The organism is Alcaligenes parafaecalis (assembly GCF_026344135.1).
GTDB classification, from domain to species: domain Bacteria; phylum Pseudomonadota; class Gammaproteobacteria; order Burkholderiales; family Burkholderiaceae_B; genus Alcaligenes; species Alcaligenes parafaecalis.
Genome location: NZ_JAPKNA010000002.1, coordinates 1 through 21,699, shown reverse-complemented (window position 1 = coordinate 21,699; position 21,699 = coordinate 1). Strand labels below are relative to the sequence as shown.

Annotated in this window: 26 protein-coding genes; all 26 read right to left on the bottom strand. The window is 54.7% G+C overall.

Annotated features, from left to right (window positions below):
* Positions 1 to 87: 87 nt before the first annotated feature.
* Positions 88 to 2,013 (bottom strand): protein-disulfide reductase DsbD, encoded by a 1,926-nt coding sequence (gene dsbD / locus OSH09_RS07065; RefSeq protein WP_266120564.1) that lies wholly within the window; start codon positions 2,011 to 2,013, stop codon positions 88 to 90.
* Positions 2,014 to 2,049: 36 nt separating this feature from the next.
* Positions 2,050 to 2,436 carry a divalent-cation tolerance protein CutA gene (gene cutA, locus OSH09_RS07060; RefSeq protein ID WP_222669171.1) on the bottom strand — a complete coding sequence of 129 codons (387 nt, stop codon included), beginning with the start codon at positions 2,434 to 2,436 and terminating at the stop codon, positions 2,050 to 2,052.
* Positions 2,437 to 2,483: 47 nt separating this feature from the next.
* Complete coding sequence (locus tag OSH09_RS07055; RefSeq protein WP_207872600.1) at positions 2,484 to 3,458, bottom strand: AraC family transcriptional regulator; 975 nt, start codon at positions 3,456 to 3,458, stop codon at positions 2,484 to 2,486.
* Between the two features lie 132 nt (positions 3,459 to 3,590).
* Positions 3,591 to 4,136, bottom strand: a complete 546-nt coding sequence (locus OSH09_RS07050; RefSeq protein WP_266120563.1) for a flavin reductase family protein — start codon at positions 4,134 to 4,136, stop codon at positions 3,591 to 3,593.
* 124 nt (positions 4,137 to 4,260) lie between these two features.
* A complete protein-coding gene (locus tag OSH09_RS07045) occupies positions 4,261 to 5,346 on the bottom strand; it encodes an LLM class flavin-dependent oxidoreductase (protein ID WP_266120562.1) in 1,086 nt (361 codons plus the stop codon).
* A 366-nt stretch (positions 5,347 to 5,712) separates the two neighbouring features.
* On the bottom strand, positions 5,713 to 6,099 hold the full coding sequence (gene rplQ / locus OSH09_RS07040) for a 50S ribosomal protein L17 (RefSeq protein ID WP_207872603.1): 387 nt from the start codon (positions 6,097 to 6,099) through the stop codon (positions 5,713 to 5,715).
* A 203-nt stretch (positions 6,100 to 6,302) separates the two neighbouring features.
* Positions 6,303 to 7,286 (bottom strand): DNA-directed RNA polymerase subunit alpha, encoded by a 984-nt coding sequence (locus OSH09_RS07035; RefSeq protein ID WP_003805337.1) that lies wholly within the window; start codon positions 7,284 to 7,286, stop codon positions 6,303 to 6,305.
* A 152-nt stretch (positions 7,287 to 7,438) separates the two neighbouring features.
* Positions 7,439 to 8,062: a 30S ribosomal protein S4 gene (gene rpsD, locus OSH09_RS07030; protein WP_207872604.1), complete on the bottom strand. Its 624-nt coding sequence runs from the start codon at positions 8,060 to 8,062 to the stop codon at positions 7,439 to 7,441.
* 11 nt (positions 8,063 to 8,073) lie between these two features.
* Positions 8,074 to 8,472 carry a 30S ribosomal protein S11 gene (rpsK, locus tag OSH09_RS07025; protein WP_003805343.1) on the bottom strand — a complete coding sequence of 133 codons (399 nt, stop codon included), beginning with the start codon at positions 8,470 to 8,472 and terminating at the stop codon, positions 8,074 to 8,076.
* A 14-nt stretch (positions 8,473 to 8,486) separates the two neighbouring features.
* The gene (rpsM, locus tag OSH09_RS07020) at positions 8,487 to 8,852 is read right to left on the bottom strand and encodes a 30S ribosomal protein S13 (protein WP_189392888.1); all 366 of its coding nucleotides are present in this window, start codon (positions 8,850 to 8,852) and stop codon (positions 8,487 to 8,489) included.
* A gap of 36 nt (positions 8,853 to 8,888) precedes the next feature.
* Positions 8,889 to 9,002, bottom strand: coding sequence for a 50S ribosomal protein L36 (gene rpmJ, locus OSH09_RS07015; RefSeq protein WP_003805360.1), 114 nt, complete (start codon positions 9,000 to 9,002; stop codon positions 8,889 to 8,891).
* A 33-nt stretch (positions 9,003 to 9,035) separates the two neighbouring features.
* Positions 9,036 to 9,254 carry a translation initiation factor IF-1 gene (infA, locus tag OSH09_RS07010; protein WP_003805361.1) on the bottom strand — a complete coding sequence of 73 codons (219 nt, stop codon included), beginning with the start codon at positions 9,252 to 9,254 and terminating at the stop codon, positions 9,036 to 9,038.
* Positions 9,255 to 9,263: 9 nt separating this feature from the next.
* Positions 9,264 to 10,589 (bottom strand): preprotein translocase subunit SecY, encoded by a 1,326-nt coding sequence (gene secY, locus OSH09_RS07005; RefSeq protein WP_003805363.1) that lies wholly within the window; start codon positions 10,587 to 10,589, stop codon positions 9,264 to 9,266.
* Positions 10,590 to 10,601: 12 nt separating this feature from the next.
* Entirely contained in the window at positions 10,602 to 11,042 is a 441-nt protein-coding gene (rplO, locus tag OSH09_RS07000) for a 50S ribosomal protein L15 (protein ID WP_094198139.1), read from the bottom strand.
* A gap of 11 nt (positions 11,043 to 11,053) precedes the next feature.
* Complete coding sequence (gene rpmD, locus OSH09_RS06995; RefSeq protein ID WP_003805366.1) at positions 11,054 to 11,239, bottom strand: 50S ribosomal protein L30; 186 nt, start codon at positions 11,237 to 11,239, stop codon at positions 11,054 to 11,056.
* Positions 11,240 to 11,242: 3 nt separating this feature from the next.
* Positions 11,243 to 11,764 carry a 30S ribosomal protein S5 gene (rpsE, locus tag OSH09_RS06990; protein ID WP_003805367.1) on the bottom strand — a complete coding sequence of 174 codons (522 nt, stop codon included), beginning with the start codon at positions 11,762 to 11,764 and terminating at the stop codon, positions 11,243 to 11,245.
* A gap of 12 nt (positions 11,765 to 11,776) precedes the next feature.
* Positions 11,777 to 12,130 carry a 50S ribosomal protein L18 gene (rplR, locus tag OSH09_RS06985; protein WP_009459977.1) on the bottom strand — a complete coding sequence of 118 codons (354 nt, stop codon included), beginning with the start codon at positions 12,128 to 12,130 and terminating at the stop codon, positions 11,777 to 11,779.
* Positions 12,131 to 12,151: 21 nt separating this feature from the next.
* Entirely contained in the window at positions 12,152 to 12,685 is a 534-nt protein-coding gene (rplF, locus tag OSH09_RS06980; protein WP_207872605.1) for a 50S ribosomal protein L6, read from the bottom strand.
* Positions 12,686 to 12,697: 12 nt separating this feature from the next.
* Positions 12,698 to 13,093, bottom strand: a complete 396-nt coding sequence (gene rpsH / locus OSH09_RS06975) for a 30S ribosomal protein S8 (RefSeq protein ID WP_026484822.1) — start codon at positions 13,091 to 13,093, stop codon at positions 12,698 to 12,700.
* Positions 13,094 to 13,104: 11 nt separating this feature from the next.
* A complete protein-coding gene (gene rpsN / locus OSH09_RS06970) occupies positions 13,105 to 13,410 on the bottom strand; it encodes a 30S ribosomal protein S14 (RefSeq protein WP_207872606.1) in 306 nt (101 codons plus the stop codon).
* Positions 13,411 to 13,420: 10 nt separating this feature from the next.
* Positions 13,421 to 13,960, bottom strand: a complete 540-nt coding sequence (gene rplE / locus OSH09_RS06965; RefSeq protein WP_042489408.1) for a 50S ribosomal protein L5 — start codon at positions 13,958 to 13,960, stop codon at positions 13,421 to 13,423.
* A gap of 12 nt (positions 13,961 to 13,972) precedes the next feature.
* On the bottom strand, positions 13,973 to 14,293 hold the full coding sequence (rplX, locus tag OSH09_RS06960) for a 50S ribosomal protein L24 (protein WP_153231432.1): 321 nt from the start codon (positions 14,291 to 14,293) through the stop codon (positions 13,973 to 13,975).
* A 12-nt stretch (positions 14,294 to 14,305) separates the two neighbouring features.
* Entirely contained in the window at positions 14,306 to 14,674 is a 369-nt protein-coding gene (gene rplN / locus OSH09_RS06955; protein ID WP_153231433.1) for a 50S ribosomal protein L14, read from the bottom strand.
* 278 nt (positions 14,675 to 14,952) lie between these two features.
* On the bottom strand, positions 14,953 to 16,893 hold the full coding sequence (locus tag OSH09_RS06950) for a bifunctional diguanylate cyclase/phosphodiesterase (protein WP_266120561.1): 1,941 nt from the start codon (positions 16,891 to 16,893) through the stop codon (positions 14,953 to 14,955).
* Between the two features lie 101 nt (positions 16,894 to 16,994).
* Positions 16,995 to 17,627, bottom strand: coding sequence for a transglutaminase-like cysteine peptidase (locus OSH09_RS06945; protein ID WP_207872608.1), 633 nt, complete (start codon positions 17,625 to 17,627; stop codon positions 16,995 to 16,997).
* Between the two features lie 424 nt (positions 17,628 to 18,051).
* On the bottom strand, positions 18,052 to 21,699 hold a 3,648-nt coding region (locus tag OSH09_RS06940; RefSeq protein ID WP_266120560.1), incomplete at its 5' end, for an Ig-like domain-containing protein.

Sequence of the window (21,699 nt, the reverse complement as noted above, 5' to 3'; positions counted from 1 at the left end):
CTGTGAGCTGCGTTTTTTGTTGCTTGTACACGACGATCTATCGCCTCTTAGACCCAGATAGAGGAAATTTCGACCCGATCAAGCCGGTCAGGCACCCGCCAACACCTCATCGAGCACCTTGGAGAAGCGACTGGCGTCCTGAAAACCGATAACGCGCAGTTGCTCCAACTGTTTCCCCTTGGAATCAAAAAACATGATGCCGGGCGGGCCGAACAGGCGGAAATGTTTGAGCAGTTCACGATCCTCTGGCGTATTGGCGGTGACATCTACCTGCAGCAGTTCAAACTGCGCCATGCGTTGTGCAACCGAGGGATCGCTGAAGGTGAAGTTCTCCATCTCAATGCAGGACACGCACCAGTCCGCATAGAAATCCAGCATCACAGGACGAGTCGCCTTGGCCAAGCGCTCCTCGAGCTCCTGCAAACTGTTCACACGCTGGAATTCCACTTTGCTTTGTGCCGCCGCTACAGTGCCGGTGGATTTCAGGCCTTCCAAAGGACGAATCACGCTAGGACGGCTCAATGCAATGCTGACCAGCATCATGATGGCCCAGACAGCCAGCAGGACGCCCACACCTTGTCGCAACCCCGACCAGGGCGTGCGCTCCGCCGTCCCGCGCCCAAAGGCCCCCAACAAAGCGGCAGCCCACAAAGCCAATACAACCCAGCCAAACACAGCGACGGTGCCAGACATCAAGGGCGACACCATCCACCAGGCCGTGGCCAGCAACAAAACACCAAACGCGGTTTTGACGCTTTCCATCCAGGCACCGGCCTTGGGCAATACCCGGCCAGAACCTGCACCCACGACCAGCAGCAACACACCCGAGCCCCAGGCCAAGGCAAACAAGGCCGAGCCACCCAGAACCACATCACCCGTCTGCGAAATAAACAGCAGCACGCCCGCCAATGGGGCCGCCACGCAAGGGCCAACAATCAAGGCGGACAACATGCCCATCAGAAACACGCCGCCCAACTGACCGCCGGGCAAGCGATTCATTCGCTCGTTCAGGCGTGTCTGCAAACCGGCCGGAGCCTGCAAGGTAAAGACGTCCAGCATGGACAGGGCCAATGCCACCAGAATCAGCGCGAACAAGCCCAGCACCCAAGGGTTCTGCAACCAGCTCGCTAAACCTGCACCTAGCAACCCGGCAGCAACACCCAGCAAGGTGTAGACCAGCGACAGGCCCAGCACAAAAGCGAAGGCCATTTTCAGGCCGTGCCAGCGCGACGGTGCAGGCTGATTACGGCCTGCAATAATCGACAGCAGAATAGGCACCATAGGCAGGACGCAAGGCGTAAAGGACAGCAGCAAGCCGAACACAAAGCTCAGCAGCACGATCTGGCCCCAACCCGCCTGTTTCAGATAATCCGCCAAACCCACATCGCTCAGGCTCAGTGCAGAGGCCATACCACCTATGCCGGGTGTGGCAGAGGAACTGGACGTTGCTGTGTCAGTCTTCTGGGTGGCGCCTTCGCCCGGAGCAGGCACCGACAACACTCCAAAAGGTCCCGCCACTTCCCAGCCTTGCCCGGTAGGAATCAAGGTCAGGGTTTGGGTAGAGGGGGAATAACACAGGCCCGCATCCGCGCAGCCCTGGCTGACCACATCAATTTTCAGATCCTGGCCAATAGCGCTATCAGCCAAAACCGGGACGCGCAGAGTCACCGAATTTCGGTAAACCTCCATGACCTCGTCAAAGGTAGGGTCGTACACCTTTTCGCCATCGGGAAGCTGGGGGCTGCCCAAATGCTCCGCCTTCTCGGTCGAGATCTCGAAGCGCTTGCGATACATATAGTATTCAGGCGCGATCTGGAAATGGATATCCAGTTGATCTGGCTGGCTCATGGCCGCAGTCAGGACAAAAGCCTGCTCCGGGTCCAAGAACTCTTCTTCTGCCTGGGCCGTCAAAGGGGCCGCTGCCAGCCAGGCCAGCATCAAGACAAAAAGAACGGCAAACCAGGCGCCAAGACGCTGGGCGGGAAACAGGGAACGCTTCAAAGACAAGGACACAAATCTATTCCGGTTTTTTAGGCTGGGCCATCTGAATCAGGCAGGACGCGTCTGGGTCCGCACCCAATCAAGATAAGCGGTGAAACCACCAACAACAGGAAGAACAATCAGTTCAGGCAATTCGTACGGATGCTGCTCCCGCAAGCGATCTGCCAGTTCCGGTAGCCGGGCTACTGTGGTTTTGAAAGTCAGTGTGATTTCCTCATCGCCCTGTAACTCCCCTTGCCACATGTACATAGACAAACTGGCAGGCGCAAGGTTCGCACAAGCTGCAATTCCATCCTCAACCAAGTGATGAGCCAGGTATTTGGCCAGCATCATATCGGGCACGGTCGTCTGCACCAGCACCACATGCTGGGCATCCAGATCGGGCACAGTCAGGTCCAGCTTGGGTTTGGAATGGGAGGGACTATCAGAGGACATGTAGGGCTCCTAATCAGAGCCCTTAGTGTAGCGCTTCAGGCTCCGGCTTAGAGGCCGGACCGGGCTCGACTCAAGCCACTTAAGGTCTCGGACGGGCGCTCGCCATAGCTATGCCGATAATCGGCCGAAAACTGCCCCAAATGAGTAAAGCCACAGGCCATGGCGACCTCGGTCACCGACATGCCACCTTCCTGCAAATGACGCCGAGCCGCCTCCAAACGCATCTGCTTCAAGCGCGCCATCGGTGCCACTCCCAGATGCTCCCGGAATCCGGCATACAGACTGCGTACGCTGACACCAGCGGCCTGGGCAATATCGCCAATCGTGATGGACTGACTGGCCTGGCTTTCCATGAAGTCCAAGGCGCGACGCAAAACATGCGGCACCGCAGCAGCGGTTTTGTGAGCAGGCTGATTGTGCTGATGCAGCTCGAACAAAGCATAAATCAAGGTTTGCTCGAACTGCTTCACCTGACGGGCCTGGTCAAACAAGGTCCCGTCCGACACCTCGGCAAACTGCCAATCCAGCAAACGGCGCAGGCTGGCCCCACCGGGCGCATCCAAAGGAATAGACGGCTGAAACTCCAAGGGCCCACGCACAGGCTGCGCAAAATAATCCTGATAATGACGCTCCAGCCCTTGGCGTCCAATACGCACAAACAGCTTATCGGCCTCCAGGCTGTGTTCCATGCTGAAAGCTTGAGTCGGGCTAATGATGGAAGCCAGGCGCGAGGTGGACGCAAAACGCCCATGCACCGTATGGATCTGCTCTTGACCCGACAAGGGGATTTGCAAGAGATAGAAATCGTCCAGAGGTTGAGGCTCAATTTGCACCTGCGCCCCATAACGCAATCGACCATAAGCGACATCCTGTCCTTGGCGCAGATACAGACGTGCATTCAGCCGCTGACGCGTATCCGTCAGCGTCAGGCTGTGTGGGCAGAAAACCTGGGAGATATAGTGCTGAACGCAGTCCACATCCTGCGAATGCAGCTGGGCATAGCGATTCAGTATGGTGGTCATGAGCGTCGCGACAAGCGATAAAAAAAGCTGTGCCCTAGTGTGACACAGCCTCTTGCACTGCAACATCGAGACAATCCCTAGGCTGCCCCCTCACCAGGCATACACCAGGCCAGGAACGGCCATCTCGACGGTTTACTGGCCCTGAAAACGGCCAAAGCGTCCCTGCCAATACAGCAAAGGCGAATCCTGCTCCTGCTCGGCATGGTGTACTTGCAGCACCCGGCCCAATACCAGGGCATGGCTATGGCGCTCAATCACTTCCACAATCTGGCAGGCCAAAGCTGCGGGCGCTTGCCGTGCCAGCCAAATACCGTGCTCGGTCCGCAGCCAATCGTGACCGGCATAGCGGGCATCGCCCTGTTCGCCTTTAAAACCGGCAAACTGCAACGCCAGGCCAGCCTGCTCAACGCCCAGAATATTCACGCCAAACAGACCGCTGTCGCGCATCAAAGGCCAGGATGACGAGCTTTGATTGACGCAGACCAGCACCTCCGCTGGGTCAGCCGCAACCGACGTCACCGAAGTCGCAGTCAAGCCGCTACGCTGGCCCTGATGGTCGACCGTAATGACATTGGCCGTACCGCCCAGATGGCGCATGGCCAGTTTGAATTGCTCGGCAGAAACCCCCGGCGCTTGTAACGCTTGGTCTGTCGGCAAGGAAGCCAATTCCACAGGCATGATTCACCTTTTTTAATCTTATGGGCAACACCGCCATCACGACGGCGTTGCCTGCATGGCTTACGTGTACTGGCCATCCCCCCGTGGCAGAACCCAAGCCTGCCGGATAGCCCGCGTATCGCTATTAGCGAATGCCACGCTGCTGCAACAAAGGCAGCACAGTATCACGGAAATACGGGAATTCCTTCACATAGTCCACAAAGGACAAGGTTGTTCCACGGAAACCAGCGGCGTGCAGAGCACACAAACCATCGGCAACTTGCTCGGGTGTCCCCACCAACGGGAAGCCACCATGACCAGCTGCCATGCGTTCACGAATCTGCTCCAGCAACTCGTGCGGGAAGGAATGAGCATGGGCAAACTGCAAGTTCATCAGATTGTCCACGGCGCCATTGTCGATATTGCCCATGATGCGCTCCCACTCCGCCTTGGCTTCAGCTTCCGTAGGACGGCAAACCACGTGCGAGAAGGTCATGACATCAACCTTGCGGCCCTGTGCATCCCCTTGTGCCTTCAGTTCAGCTACTTCCTTCTTCGAGCGCTCCAACTCCATGGCCGGGGTGAACAGGAAGTTGGCATTGCGGCTGGCAAACTCGCGGCCTTGACCGGAACCAGCGGCGTTAAAGATAGGTGGGTCAAACTCTGGACGAGGGTTGCCGTACACGCCTTTGGCCTGGAAGTACTTTCCATCCCAATCGAAACGGCCATCGTGATGCCAGATTTTCTTGATCAGGTCGAACCACTCTTGCGCGTAGCCGTAGCGAGTTTCGTGATCATCAGGCAGCTTCACACCCAGAGCATCGTACTCAGGCTTGTTCCAGCCAGCCACGATATTCAAGCCCACACGGTTGCCGCTCATCTGCGCCATAGTGGCGATTTGCTTGGCCACCACAACAGGATGGTTGGCAACGGTATGCACCGTGGCAAAAACGCTGATATTGCGTGTATTGGCCAGCAAGGCGGTCGCCCAGGTCACGGTCTCCAATACATAACCGTGGAAATCGGTTTCGCCACCGTAACCAATCCAGCGAGCAATGGGCAGCATGAAGTCCATACCGGCATCATCCAGCAGCTTGCCCAGCTTCAGATTGTTTTCCCACGTGGCTTGCCAGCGATCAGGCAAAGTGGATACCGTCATGCCACCACCACAGTTAGTGGCAAAGGTACCCAGCAAAAACTTATCGTGTGTGAGCAATGTATTCTGTGCCATCGCCAGTCTCCTGAAAATCATCGTTCTTTACAGCTCGCCACCATGACGAAGCTGATATAGCGCAGATTTTATGGAGCGGCCCAAAGGCCCACTATCAGATCCCTGCCGGTTTTATCAATTGCCTGCAATTATTTGAACCATAAAGCGATGCAGACCGCAGAACTTGGCGAAAACCCTTATATAACAGGGCATTGCCGATACTTCTCAAGCGGCTTTTAACACTCATAAGTTCCTGCTTTGCTCCCCCATCCTAAAGCTGGAGCAACTCCAAGAAAGAGCCTTACCTTGAGGCTACAAATAATTAGCACATAAAAAAACGGACTCCTGAGAGTCCGTTTTCAATACTACTGTAGAAACAAGCGGCGCTTATTCAGCAGCGGCTTCTTCCTGAACTTCTGGACGATCCACCAGTTCCATGAATGCCATAGGAGCGTTGTCGCCCTGACGGAAACCCATTTTCAGAACACGGGTGTAGCCACCGTTACGCTCTTGGTAACGTGGGCCAATCACTTCAAACAACTTGGTAACGGCATCGCGGTCGCGCAGACGGGCGAAAGCCAGGCGGCGGTTAGCCAAAGTTGGGTTCTTAGCCAAAGTGATCAGGGGCTCAACCACGCGACGCAGCTCTTTAGCTTTAGGCAGTGTGGTTTTGATGGCTTCGTGAGTCAGCAGGGACACGGACATGTTGCGGAACATGGCCAAACGGTGGCTGCTGGTACGATTCAGTTTACGTAGACCGTGACGGTGACGCATGATGATTTTCCTAAATAATGAATCTAATTGGCACGCCGCTTATGCGACATGCGTAAATCCGGTTCTTCTATCAGCTAAGCTGCGGACCAGATGGACAGCGCAAAACAATAACACGTTTTTAGCCACCACTGACATTTTTTGCAGGTGTACAACACCCAAAAAAGTGCCAGCAGTGTCTAAGAAACTACCGTCTTGATGACGACTTATGGACGCTCAAGGCCCAGAGGTGGCCAGTTTTCGAGCTTCATGCCCAAAGTCAGACCACGTGCAGCCAGGACTTCCTTGATTTCGTTCAAGGACTTGCGACCCAGGTTTGGAGTCTTCAACAGCTCGTTTTCGGTACGCTGGATCAGATCGCCGATGTAGTAAATATTTTCGGCTTTCAGGCAGTTTGCGGAACGAACCGTCAATTCCAGATCGTCGACAGGACGCAGCAGCACTGGATCGATCTGTGGAGCGCCACGTACTGGAGCTTCGTAGGCATCGCCCACACCTTCCAGAGCAGCAAACACCGAGATTTGATCCATCAGGATGCGAGCGGACTGACGCACTGCTTCCTCGGGCGAGATCACGCCGTTGGTTTCAATGTCCAGAACCAGCTTGTCCAGGTCAGTACGCTGTTCCACACGGGCGTTTTCGACCGCGTAGCTAACACGACGCACTGGGCTGTAAGAAGCGTCCAGCACAATACGGCCGATCGTGTGAGTGCGATCATCAGCCAAGGCACGGACGTTACCAGGCACGTAACCACGGCCTTGCTCAACCTTGATTTGCATTTCCAGCTTGCCGTCGTCGGTCAAGGTGGCAATCACATGATTGGGGTTGATGATTTCAACGTCGTGCGGCAGTTCGATGTCGCTAGCCAGAACCTGGCCGGCGCCTTCTTTGCGCAGGATCAGGGTGACTTCTTCACGGCTGTGCAGCTTGAACACCACGCCCTTCAGGTTCATCAAGATATCAACCACGTCCTCGCCCACGCCTGGCAGCGTGGAGTACTCGTGCACCACACCGGTGATCTGCACTTCAGTCGGTGCATAACCAGTCATGGAGGACAGCAAGATACGACGCAGTGCGTTGCCCAGAGTGTGGCCGTAGCCGCGCTCGAAAGGCTCCATGATCACTTTGGCGTGATTTTTGCTGATCGGTTCAACTTCGATGGAACGGGGTTTCAAAAAACCTTGAGACATTCGATTTCCTTTTCAATACCCTCGGCTCGTTACACCGATAAGGCTGACGGAAACTGGCCTAAGCCAGCAGAAAGTATCGCAAAGCCCACTTGCCGAAAAACGGGAAGTGGGCTTGCTTTACTGCATTGTGTAAGCAGTCTTCGCGTAAAAGATTAACGCGAGTACAACTCAACAACCAGCGATTCGTTGACGTCTTGAGCGACATCAGCGCGGTCTGGAGCTTGTTTGAACACGCCGGACAGCTTGGCAGCGTCAACTTCCACCCACTGAGGCAAGCCAATGCCAGTAGCCAGATCCAGGGATTCCTTGATACGGCCTTGGGATTTAGCTTTTTCGCGGACGGCAACAACGTCACCAGCCTTGATCAGCATGGAAGCGATGTCAGCGGTGTGACCGTTGACTTCGATGGCGCGGTGGTTAACCAACTGACGAGCTTCGGCACGTGTAGAGCCAAAACCCATGCGGTATACCACGTTGTCCAGACGCGATTCCAGCAATTGAATCAGCGTTTCACCGGTGTTGCCACGGCGGCGGTCAGCTTCAACATAGTATTTGCGGAATTGCTTTTCCAGCACGCCGTACATACGCTTGAGCTTTTGCTTTTCGCGAAGCTGCAGACCGAAGTCAGACGTACGAGCACCAGAGGTGCGGCCGTGCTGACCAGGACGCGATTCCAGTTTGCACTTGGAATCCAGCGAGCGACGGGCGCTCTTCAAAAACAGATCAGTACCCTCGCGGCGCGAGAGTTTGCACTTTGGTCCAATATAACGAGCCACTTTGCTTCCCCTTAGATGCGACGACGCTTGGGTGGACGGCAACCGTTATGCGGAACCGGTGTGATGTCTGCAATGCTGGTAATTTTGATACCCAGAGCATTCAGAGCACGCACAGACGATTCACGGCCGGGGCCGGGACCCTTGATGCGAACTTCAAGATTTTTAATACCGTATTCCATGGCAGTACGGCCGGCTGTTTCAGCGGCAACCTGCGCGGCAAACGGCGTGGATTTACGAGAGCCTTTAAAGCCCGCGCCACCCGACGTTGCCCAGGACAATGCGTTGCCCTGACGGTCAGTAATGGTGATGATCGTGTTGTTAAAAGAAGCGTGGACGTGAGCAATCCCGTCCGACACGCTTTTTTTGACTTTCTTGCGTGCGCGTGAAGCGCTGCTAGAAGCTTTGGCCATCTTCTATTCCTCGATTATTTCTTCAGGGACGCGGCGGCGCGACGCGGACCTTTACGGGTGCGAGCGTTAGTGCGTGTACGTTGGCCGCGCACTGGCAGACCGCGACGGTGACGCATGCCACGGTAAGTTCCCAAGTCAGCCAAACGCTTGATCGAGAGCTGAACTTCACGACGCAGGTCACCTTCTACGGTGAACAGGCCAATCTGTTCGCGAATGCGCTCGAGTTCCGCGTCGGTCAGATCTTTGACCTTCTTGGAGTATTCAATGCCCGACGCAACGCAAATCTTGCGAGCGCGGGTGCGACCGATGCCGAAAATCGCGGTAAGACCGATTTCGGCGTGTTGATGCGGCGGGATGTTAATGCCGGCAATACGGGCCATGGTTATTCCTTGTTAAATCGGTTGCGTTTCGGCAACTTAGCCTTGACGCTGCTTGTGGCGTGGATCGGTGCAGATGACTCGCACCACGCCATGACGTTTAATGATTTTGCAGTTGCGGCAGATCCGCTTTACTGATGCCATTACCTTCATGGTTTGACTCCTAGTTTCCTGTAACCGGGCCGCTTATTTGGAGCGGAACACAATTCGTGCTCGGGATAGATCATAGGGCGTGAGCTCCACAGTGACCTTGTCGCCCGGCAGAATCCGGATATAGTGCATACGCATTTTGCCTGAAATGTATCCAAGCACTACGTGACCATTTTCCAGCTTGACGCGAAAAGTTGCGTTGGGAAGGTTCTCAAGAACCTGTCCCTGCATTTGAATAACGTCGTCCTTTGCCATTTTCGTGAATTACCGCATCGGCAAGCTCGAGCCTTTGAAGTTAGCCTTCTTGAGCAGCGAGTCGTATTGTTGTGACATGACATAGGCCTGGGCCTGCGCCATGAAGTCCATGGTTACTACAACAATAATCAGCAAGGATGTGCCGCCGAAATAGAACGGTACATTCCAGCGCATTTGCAAGAACTCTGGTACCAGACATACCAAGGTGATGTAGATAGCACCGGCCAACGTCAAACGCATCAAAATCTTGTCGATATAACGCGCTGTCTGATCACCGGGACGAATCCCTGGTACGAAAGCTCCACTCTTTTTCAGGTTGTCTGCAGTTTCGCGGCTGTTAAACACCAGGGCCGTGTAGAAAAAGCAGAACAAAATGATCAGCGCGGAGAACAAAGTAATGTAAAGCGGCTGACGCGGCGACAAAGCAGCCTCGATTTCACGCAGCCAACCCAGACCGGGCGTGCTGGAAAACCAATTAGCAATCGTCGCTGGCAACAGAATGATGGACGAGGCGAAGATCGGAGGGATCACACCAGCCATATTCAGTTTCAGCGGCAAATGCGAGCTTTGACCACCATAGATACGGTTACCTACTTGCCGTTTGGCGTAGTTGACCGTGATACGACGCTGACCACGCTCGACAAAGACGACGAAGTACGTGACGGCGGCTACTAAAACGAGGATAAACAGTGCCGATAGAATCGACATGGAATCCGTACGCACCAGATCAAGCATGCCGCCCAAAGCATTAGGCAGACCCGCTACGATACCGGCAAAGATCAAGATGGAAATACCATTACCCAATCCCCGTTCAGTGATCTGTTCACCCAGCCACATGACGAACATGGTGCCAGTGACCAGTGTTACCACTGTCGTGAAGCGAAACAACATCCCTGGGTCGATAACCAGACCGGGCTGTGATTCTAGAGCGATGGAAATCCCAACTCCCTGGAACAAGGCCAAAAAGACTGTTCCGTAACGGGTGTACTGCGTGATCTTGCGACGACCTGACTCACCCTCTTTCTTGATTGCTTCCAGCGTAGGCACCACAGCGGTCATCAATTGCATGATGATGGACGCCGAGATGTAGGGCATGATTCCCAGTGCGAACACTGAGAATCGCTCTAAAGCACCACCGGAGAACATATTAAACAAACCCAGAATACCACTCTGGTTTTGAGTAAACAGTTCGGACAAGGCATCAGGATTGATGCCTGGTACCGGAATGTGCGTACCCAAGCGGTAGACAATCAGGGCGAGCAACAGGAAAACGAGACGACGTTTCAAATCGCCGTAGCGCGGACCCGACTTACTCTGTGCCTGAGCTTTTGCCACCGTGACCCCTTGTTATTCCAGCGAGCCGCCGGCTGCTTCGATCACGGCGCGAGCGCCGGCCGTTGCATTAATGCCTTTCAGCGCAACTTTACGGGAAAGTTCACCGGACTTGATGACTTTAGCGTAACGCACCATTTGGCCAACCACGCCAGCCTGCTTCAGTGCCTGGACGTCGATAACTTCGGCATCCATTTTTTGCAGTTCGGACAGACGTACTTCTGCGTACAGGTGGTCGTCCAGGGTGGTGAAACCACGCTTGGGCAAACGACGTTGCAAAGGCATTTGACCGCCTTCGAAACCGACTTTATGAAAACCACCCGAGCGGGATTTTTGGCCTTTATGACCACGTCCGCCGGTTTTGCCCAAGCCGGAACCGACACCGCGACCAACACGACGTGCTGCGTGTTTGGCGCCAGCGGCGGGCTTGAGATTGTTTAATTGCAATTCAGACATCCCGATTCCTTTCAGGCTTCCGAGACCGTAACCAGATAATCCACCTTGCGGATCATCCCACGAACCTCAGGAGTATCAACCAATACACGGCTGGTGTTGACTCGGCGCAGACCCAGGCCGCGAACGGTGTCGCGATGGCTTTGCTTTGTGCCGATGACCGAACGCACCAACGTAACTTTGATTTGTTTCTGTGCCATGACTTACCCCAGAATTTCTTCAACTGTCTTGCCGCGCTTGGCAGCAATGTCAGCAGGTGTCGAGCAAGCACGCAAACCGTTCAATGTAGCGCGAACCATGTTGTATGGGTTGCTGGAACCCAGGCTCTTGGCTACGACGTTGCGAACGCCCATCACTTCGAAGATAGCGCGCATTGGGCCGCCGGCAATAACGCCAGTACCTTCAGCTGCGGGAGAGATCAGAACGGTGGCTGCACCGTGCTTACCAACTACGGTGTGATGCAGAGTGCCGTTTTTCAGAGGCACTTTGATCAGACCGCGACGGGCCTGTTCCATTGCCTTCTGAACAGCAACGGGTACTTCACGGGCTTTGCCCTTACCCATGCCGATGCGACCATCGCCATCACCGACCACGGCCAGCGAAGCAAAGCTCATGGTGCGACCACCTTTAACGACTTTGCTGACGCGGTTGACCGCAATCATCTTTTCTTTCAGGCCGTCATCGCGCTCTTGCTCTGGAGCCTGTCTGCCTTGTGCTTTAGCCATTTGATAATTCCTTTAGAATTTCAAGCCGGCTTCACGCGCGGCCTCGGCCAGCGCTTTCACGCGGCCATGGTAACGGAAGCCCGAGCGGTCAAAAGCAACCGTCTCGATGCCCGCAGCCTTCGCCTTTTCGGCGACGCGCTTGCCAACCAGGCTGGCTGCCGCTACGTTGCTGCCAACGGCCAATTCTTTGCGAACTTCGGTCTCGACAGTGGAAGCACTGACCAGAACGCGGTCGCCTTCGGGCGAGATGATGCTCGCGTAAATATGCGTATTCGTGCGATGCACCGACAGGCGGTGTACGCGCAGCTCGGCGATCTTGCGGCGAGTAGCCACTGCACGACGCATACGGGATTGTTTCTTGTCCATGATTCGTCCTTGCCTGCGGGCTTATTTCTTCTTGGTTTCCTTGAGGATGACGCGTTCGCCGACGTAACGTACACCCTTGCCTTTGTAAGGCTCTGGTGGACGATAGCCACGAATTTCTGCGGCAACCTGACCAACCACCTGCTTGTTCGAGCCCTTGATCACGATTTCAGTCGGAGTAGGACACTCGGCTTTGATGCCTTCAGGCAGGTCGTGCACGATGTCGTGCGAGAAACCAAGTTGCAACTTCAGGGCATTACCCTGGACGGAGGCACGGAAGCCCACGCCAACCAGACTCAGCTTGCGTTCGAAACCGGCGCTGACACCAACAACCATGTTGTTGACCAGTTGGCGCACGGTGCCGGACATTGCGTTTGCGTGACGGGTTTCGTTCGCAACTGCAAAAGACAGCTGACCGTCTTGAAGTTCAATGGTGACGTCGCCAGTCAGAGCTTGAACCAAAGTGCCCAGAGGGCCTTTGACCGTGATCTGATCAGCGGCAATAGTCGTTTCTACGCCCTTAGGCAGGGAAACGGGATACTTAGCGATACGTGACATATGATGTTCTCCTTATGCCACGTAGCACAGCACTTCGCCACCGACGCCAGCTGCACGAGCTTTGCGATCGGTCATCACGCCGCGAGACGTGGACACGATAGCAACACCCAAGCCGTTCATGACTTGAGGGATGTTTGTGCTGCCTTTGTAGATGCGCAGTCCAGGACGCGAAACGCGGTCGATGCGCTCGATGACTGGCTGGCCGGCATAGTATTTCAGGGTGACTTCCAGCTCTGGCTTGGCTTTTTCGCCAACGATGCGGAAATCTTCGATGTAGCCTTCGTCTTTCAGCACAGCAGCAATAGCTGCTTTCAGCTTCGAGGAGGGCATGCTGACCGATGTCTTGTTGACCATTTGCGCGTTACGCACGCGGGTCAACATATCGGCGATTGGATCGCTCATGCTCATGTGTATTTCTCCTACCAGCTGGCCTTGGTCATACCGGGGATCTCGCCGCGCATTGCCATTTCGCGCACTTTATGGCGAGTCAAACCGAATTTCTTGAAAACACCACGGGGGCGACCGGTGATAACGCAACGGTTGCGTTGACGGGTCGGGTTCGAGTTGCGTGGCAATTGCTGCAACTGCAAACGAGCCTCGTAGCGTTCTTCGTCAGACTTGGACTGGTCGTCAATGGTCGCTTTCAGTTCGGCACGTTTAGCGGCGAATTTCTCAGCCAGCTTGACGCGCTTGATGTCGCGATTGATGAGGGAAAGTTTAGCCACGTTGCGCCCCTTAGTTGCGGAACGGGAAGCTGAACGCGCTAAGCAGCGCCTTGGCCTCTTCGTCCGTCTTGGCAGAAGTAGTGATGCTGATGTTCAGACCACGCACTGCGTCGATTTTGTCGTACTCGATTTCGGGGAAAATGATTTGCTCTTTAACCCCCATGTTGTAGTTGCCACGACCGTCAAACGCACGACCCGACACACCACGGAAGTCACGTACGCGAGGCAGAGCCACAGCGACCAGACGATCCAGGAATTCGTACATGCGTTGACCGCGCAGGGTCACCATACAACCAATCGGGTAATCTTCGCGAATCTTGAAACCGGCAATAGCTTTGCGGGTTTTCGTGATAACGGGCTTCTGACCAGCAATTTTGGTCATGTCCGATACCGCGTTCTCGATGATCTTCTTGTCAGCAACGGCTTCCGAGACACCCATGTTCAGGGTGATCTTGGTGATGCGCGGTACTTCCATGATGCTCTTGTACTCGAACTGCTTTTGCAGATCGGCAACCACTTTTTCGCGGTAGAACTCTTGTAAACGTGTCATGTTATCCGCCCCTTATGCCTTGGCGCCAACGGCTTTGCCGCTGGAACGATAAATACGCGTCTTCTGACCGTCGATCACCTGGATACCAACGCGGTCGCCCTTGCCGGTTTCTGGGTTGAACAGAGCAACGTTCGAGATATGGATAGGCATGGTCTTGTCGACGATCCCACCTTGCGTGCCAGCCATAGGATTGGCTTTAACGTGTTTTTTGACGACATTGATGCCTTCCACGATAACGTGGTCTGCATCGACGCGTTGCAGTACGGTGCCACGGCGTTTTTTATCACGGCCGGTCAGCACAATAACTTCGTCGCCTTTACGAATTTTTTGCATTTTTCGCGCTCCTTACAGCACTTCGGGAGCCAGGGACACGATCTTCATGAACTTCTCGGTACGCAGTTCACGCGTCACGGGTCCGAAGATGCGGGTGCCGATAGGCTCCAGCTTGGCATTGAGCAATACGGCGGCATTGCCACCGAAACGAATCAGCGAACCGTCTTTACGGCGCACGCCCTTAGCGGTACGAACCACTACAGCGTTGTAGATTTCGCCTTTTTTGACGCGTCCGCGCGGGGCCGCTTCTTTAACGGTAACTTTGATAACGTCACCAATTGCGGCATAACGGCGCTTCGAGCCGCCCAGCACTTTGATGCACATTACAGAACGCGCACCTGTGTTGTCGGCCACGTCCAGCGTGGTCTGCATTTGAATCATGATTTTTCCTGTTCCAACTTAATTGCAACGATCCAGCCAAAATGACTGGGTCACACAACCAGTTTTGGTCCCGTCAGATTCGGATCCAGCCAGTTCGATACCGTAAACCCGATCTCGATCTGGTCCGGCAAGCCGAACCCTAGGTTGAAATCTTGCGAGAGACAAAACGTTGTATTACCAACTTCAATCCGGATAGGCGACTAAGCCTCTCCGGTCAAAATAAAGAGGTAAGCCACATATACTAGCAAATAAGGCCCGACAAAACAAGGATTTATTTCCTAAGGCCTTGGCACGACGGCGTTTTCACGCAACAACTCATCCAACTGGGCACTATTGCTGGCTCGCGTTACTCGACGCAAACCAATGCCCAGTTCCTGCAAACTTTGCAAGAATGCCATCAGTAAATGTCGCCCACCCACCTCGGCCTGCAGAGTCTGGGCACGCTCATCGTCCAGGACAATGTACTTCAGTGCCATCATGTGCAACCACAGGATAGACTCGGGCTGTTCAAGCACCCGGCGCAGACCGAATTGCACACCCAAGGGGCGCAATTTATCCACAAAAGCGACCGTTTCCACATCATGCTCGCTCAGGCAGTAGGCATCCAGCTCAATAATCAGACGCTGCGCCGTATCCCCTGCCGCAGCCAACACCTGAGCCACCTGATCCGCAAATCCGGGCTTGATCACCGATGCCCAGGACACTCGAACGCTTAAACTGCCTTCGTTTTTAGCCAGCCAATCACCTGCCAGCTCCATCGTACGCAAATCGCATTGCCCGGACAGACCCAAACGAACCGCAACGGGGATAAACAAATAAGCAGGCAAACTGGCCTGGCCCGACTGCTCGGGCAGCAAATTCAAGGTAGCGTCGTGAATCTTGCCAGCCTGGCCCCACACTTCGACGCCCGGCTTCACATTCAGTTCAATCCGTCCCTGCTCCAGGCCCCGCTCAATACGCGAGTGCCATTCCTGCTCGCCAATAGAGGAACCCGCCTCGCTATGGGCACCTTCAGAAGGACGGTACTCCACTTCCTGGTGCCCTGCCCCTTCGGCACGCATCAAGGCATTATCCAAGCGCGTCATCACAGCGCTGAGCGAATCCTGGCCTTCGTAGTTTGTCATCGCCATAGACCATCGGCACAGGCTGCCATCGGGCAGGGGCTGACGCAACTCCTGCAAGGCGGTACGCAATTCCTGAGCAAAGCCCATCACCTGAGGACCCGTCTGACCTTTAAGCAGCACGATAAAGTCGGAGCCATTCAAACGAGCCAGATTGCCCGCATCCATGCCATTTTTCTTCAAAAGCTCTGTACAACGCTGGGTCACCAGGTTCAGCCAGGCATCTACCGCGTCGCGCGACAAGGAGGTATTTAAAGACAGCAAGTCCCGCTGACGGAACAGCAATACATGGCCACCCTCCTCTTGCTGCAATACCTGACGGAACAAGTTCACGAAGTACTTGCGGTTGGCCAGGCCCGTCACCGGGTCGCAGTTCAGCTCCAACTGCAATTGCTCGATTCGGGCATTTTGCTCCTGGCTACTGACACGGATACGGTTTTGCACCGTACTCAAGGTATGTGTCACGGCCTCCAACTCGGGAATCGTGCGCACTTTCTTGCGGCTAGGCACAGATTCGCTTTGGTCCATCTGTTGCAGCTCGAACTGTACGTGCTCACGCAAGGCACGGCGCAACCAGGCCATCACCATCAAGACAAATACGCCCCAGGCAATTCCGGCACCCAAAACCAGCAAGGTGACGCGTACAAAACTTTTCCACAGACTGGCGCGAGCGTACTCGTCGGCAGGCTTGACCTCGATCGTGCCAATCTGGTTCCAACCATTACTGACATGCGCGGACGCCAAAGGCACATCAATCGGCAAGGAGTTGGCGAACCACGCAGGAGAGGAACCACTGACCTGGGTTTCCTGCTGAGCGCTACGCTCTACCAGGACGGTATCGGAAGTGTCGTAAAAACGAATGCGTTCAAACTGACCGGTATCGTACAAAGCTGCGATCAGCAGCTCTTGCGTAATCGGGTCCTGGTTGCTGGGCTGAGACAAGGTCAAGGCCAGCGAGGTCGCCGCCGACTCGCCCTGAGCCTGCAATTGGCTACTTAAGTACTGCCTTGCCGAATCCACGCTAAACCACAGCGTGCCAATCAAAATAGCAAGAATCGCGCACGAGACACTTAGCAAGAGCTGTTTAAGTAAAGACATAGCGCTTCCGTATATTCCATAAATTCTGGTCTAGCCCACCCCGAAGGGTGGCTTGGGTTCTGTTACTGATCGATCATCACGCACAAAGGGGGTGTTCATCCTCAGGGCACAAAACCTTCCTTACGCATTTTTTCCAGCAACCCGCGCCAGCGGCTAATACTGTCTACCGAACCTTTTTGGGCATTACCCACATACACCCCTTGTGAGTTAAAGCTGAACACAGGGGTCAGATCAGGACGTTGGCTGGCGGGGCGAATCGAACCGCTTAAATTATCGAGCAGCAAAGGCTCGGACTGCGGCGTGGGATAGTAGCCCAGCACCATGTGCGCAATACTTTGGCCACCGACCTGCGCGCGTACATAGATCAATCGCAGTTTTTCATTAGGCACACCCAGGTGCAACAAGGAAAAATACTTGCCGATGACAAAATCCTCACAGTCACCTGCTGCTTTGCCCAGAGTTTCTATGGGCGTTGCCCAGTAATCCAACTGGCCCCAGATATGAATGTCCTCACCCGCCATCACATTCATATTCCAGAAATCATTAACGGCATCTAACTGGCGACGTTCGCTTAATCCACGAGCGGATTCCAGATTGGCCATCCACCGATCCACGGCAGTCCCGGCACGGGCGCCAAAACGGGAAACAGCGGTCTGACGAATCTTGCTTGCCTCGAACTGCAAGGCAGGCGCCGACAAGGGCAGCCACACCAATACCAGCAGTGCGACCAGCACAAACAGCGCAATCCTAGATCGAAGAAAAAGGCGTAGCCAGGCAAAAGACAAGAGCACGTCAATCCCAAATAAGCAAACCCTTATAACGGCGTTATAGCTTGCCTATTTAGTGAACGCTTGGCAATCGACAAAGCGCCTAATCCCTCTATATATAGAGCAGGCTGTTAAACGGCCCTGAACTATCCCTGAAAAGAGAGGCCACCACGTGGCAACCCGCAGAACAGCGCACTTACCGGCTAAGCGTGGTCAATAGCCCTGCTGCATGCGCCCTCTTTCTTGCGACACATCACGATCATAGTCACAAATGCCAGGTGCCCACTATTGGCGCTGACGACAAGCCACAGACATAAAAAAACCCCACAAACCCAAATAGGTTTGTGGGGCTTGGACACTACCCGCAGGTAGTGCCTATCCAGTGAACAGCTTAGAAATCAGAAGACTTCAAGGTGCCGTCTTTCAGCGAGTTGGCGATCTGAGCTGCCTTCTCTGCGTCAAAGTCGATGTTGTCCAGAATGATCTTCTGATCGATCTGACCATTACCTTGAGAGCTGATACCAATTTCCATCTTGCCGTTAGCCGAGCTGCCTACCGTCAGATACTGGCTCAGGTCGCCGCTATTGAGGTCGTGGCCCGACAACAGATCAGTGATATCCAAGGTGTCGGTACCCGAATCACCAAAGTCCATCACGTAATCCACAGCCGGTTTGCTAGTAGTGCCTTGATCGCCCTTGTTCCACACAAAGGTGTCATCACCCTCACCACCGAACATGATGTCGTCACCGGCACCACCGATCAAGGTGTCGTTACCGCCCTGACCGTACAGGATGTCGTTACCTGCGCCACCGTCAAGGATGTCGTTACCACCACGCTTGTCGCCGTCAACGTTGAAGTCGGCATGGTTTTCCTTGATGTACTCGTACAGATCATTACCTGTTGCTGGAGTGCCGTTGTTCTTCATCTGCAAGAACACTTCCAGCGCCTTCAGACCGGAGCCATCAGGCAGGTTGTCTGGACGACCACCCACTTCATGCCATGGCAAAACCGAACCGTCGGTGTTGATCGTGTCACCGAAGATGATGTCATTACCATCACCACCGATGATGTGGTCGTTACCAACAGGTGCTGGATCATTCGTTACCGAACCACCCTTCAAGGCTGCATCCAAGTCTTCCTTGGTGTTGACGATGTCGACCTTGTTGACCTCTTTCCAATCATTTGAATTGCCGGAGGACAGCATCGTGACGTCGTCAATGTAGACCTTGTAGTTGCTGCTGCTGGAACGATCATCAACCAGGAACTCGAAGCGGTACTGACCTTCGCCTACTGGTTTGGTCGTGATGGTGCCGGAGCTACCTGGGCGGCCACCTTCCTGCACAACTTCCCAGTTACCTGTTTTCTCGTTGTACTTCTGCAGTTGCCACTTGAACACGTCCTGGCTATTACGGCCGCTCTCTGCATAGGTAAAGCTAAGCTTGCCATAGCTACCAGCGGCCACTGCCATACCGGGGCCACGAACTGTCGTGGAAGTATCGTTCCTATTGCTATAGGTATCAGTGATTTCCAGACGCGATCCAGCCCACCAGTCGTTGTTGACGCCGACAGTGCCACCACCGTTGACCTTCGTCCACCCGTCGTGACGGCCGTTTTCAAAGTCAGTAACGTCCTTGGTACCACGGATAACATCAACAATCTCAGTACCGGTGTTGTCGTACTTGCGCAGAACATCCACGCTGACGTCGTTACCAATACCCACTGCGTACACCTTGCTACCCGAAGAAGTAACCAAGCTGTTGTAAGCACTCTGACCACGCGAGTCAGCAGTAGCGTCATAGCCACTACCAGCACCTTGGCCAGTACCGTACTGAGTTGGATTACCGTCAGTCAGGAAGTACGTAACGTTTTCATAAGCGTTGCCGTTCTTGTCTGTTGCCGGTGCATCGCCAGTCTTGAACCATGCTTCAGCCGCCTTGAAGGCTGCTTCATAGTTGGTACCGCCAACGTTGGAGTTCCAGTTGGAGTTGTAGCCATTCAAGGTGTCGATCGAGTTCAGCAACTTGACCAGATCAGCATGCGTCAGATCTTTGAAGACCATAGGCGCATCAGCCTTGGTACCAAAGCCGATGATACTCAGGTTCACCGTGCCGCCTTCGTGGTTGGCCAAGCTTTCAGCCAAGGTCGTCAGCGCAGCCTTCAGCAACTGCATACGGTTCATGTTGTCCGTACCAGAAGCCTCTTTCATGCTGTTGGAACGGTCAACCAGAATGGCAATGTTGTAGCTCTGGCCGTGAACGATGTTCTCCTGTACACCGCCGCGGTCACCAATAATGACGTCGTCGCCCACGCCACCATTCGGATTGCCACCACCGTTACCATCAATGATCAACTGATCCACATCCAGCGTGTATGGGCCAGAGTCGTTGGCAGAAGCGCTGTTACCAGCCGAGTCTGTCGTCGTTACCTTGGCATCAACCGTATCGTTCTTCAACAGATCCTGTACAGGTACTGGGATCTTGAAGGTCAGATCATTGCCAACGGTACCGGTGTATTCCTTGCCACCGATAGTCAGGGTCACGGTATCGCCAGGCTGTACATCCTTGCCAACCGTACCGGTCACGTCAATCGTGCCCTTGCCGTCGCCAGCTTCCTTGTGATCCAGCACGCCGTCACCAGCGATCGGATCCAGAGTGATCTCGGCTTCAGGCAATGTGGTCTGCACACCGTAGTCGCGGTCAGCTTCAGCGCTAGCGCTGTTACCGGCAGCATCCTTGGTCTCAACCTTGGCGTGGACGTTGTCATCCAGAGCCAGCTCGGAACCAGGAACGCTCACACTCCAGGTCTTGCCATCGGTATTAACCGTGGTTGTGTAGTCCTTGCCGTTCACAGTCACAGTGACCTTGTCGCCAGCCTTGACGTCTTGACCAACCGTACCGGTCAGGGTGATGTTGGATTCGGACTCAGCCTTGTTGATCACGTCGTCACCAGCAATGGTGTCGATAGCAATCTCGGCCTTAGGCAAAGCGGTCTGAACGTCGTAGCCGCGGTCAGCTTCAGCCGACGCTGGGTTACCAGCGGCGTCTTCGGTCTCAACCTTGGCGTGAACATTGCTGTCCTTGGCCAGTTCAGCACCGGGAACGTCTACATTCCAGGTCTTGCCATCGGCGTTAACGGTAGTGGTGTAATCCTTGCCGTTCACGGTCACAGTAACCGTGTCGCCTGCCTTGACGTCCTTGCCAACCGTACCCGTCAGGGTCACGTTGGACTCGGACTCGGCCTTGTTGATCACATCGTCACCAGCAATGGTGTTGATGGTGATCGAGGCTTCTGGCAGGTCGGTATCGACACCGTAGCCACGGTCGGCTTCAGCGCTGGCTGGGTTACCAGCCGCGTCTTCGGTCTCAACCTTGGCGTGGACATTGCTGTCCTTGGCCAGCTCGGCACCTGGAACGTCCACGTTCCAGGTCTTGCCGTCGGCGTTAACGGTGGTCGTGTAGTCCTTGCCGTTCACGGTCACGGTCACGGTATCACCAGCCTTCACATCCTTGCCAACCGTACCCGTCAGGGTCACGTTGGACTCGGACTCGGCCTTGTTGATCACATCGTCACCAGCAATGGTGTTGATGGTGATCGAGGCTTCGGGCAGGTCGGTATCCACACCGTAGCCACGGTCGGCTTCAGCGCTGGCTGGGTTACCAGCCGCGTCTTCGGTCTCAACCTTGGCATGAACATTGCTGTCCTTGGCCAGTTCAGCACCAGGAACGTCCACGTTCCAAGTCTTGCCATCGGCGTTAACCGTGGTGGTGTAATCCTTGCCGTTCACGGTCACAGTGACCGTGTCGCCAGCCTTGACGTCTTTACCAACCGTACCGGAGACAGTGACATCCCCTTCCGATTCGGCTTTGTTGATCACGTCGTCTTCAGCGATCACGTTGATCGCGATCTCGGCTTCAGGCAGATCAGTCTCTACGCCGTAACCACGGTCAGCCTCAGCCGACGCTGGGTTACCAGCGGCGTCTTCAGTCTCAACCTTGGCGTGGACGTTGCTGTCCTTGGCCAGTTCAGCACCAGGAACGTC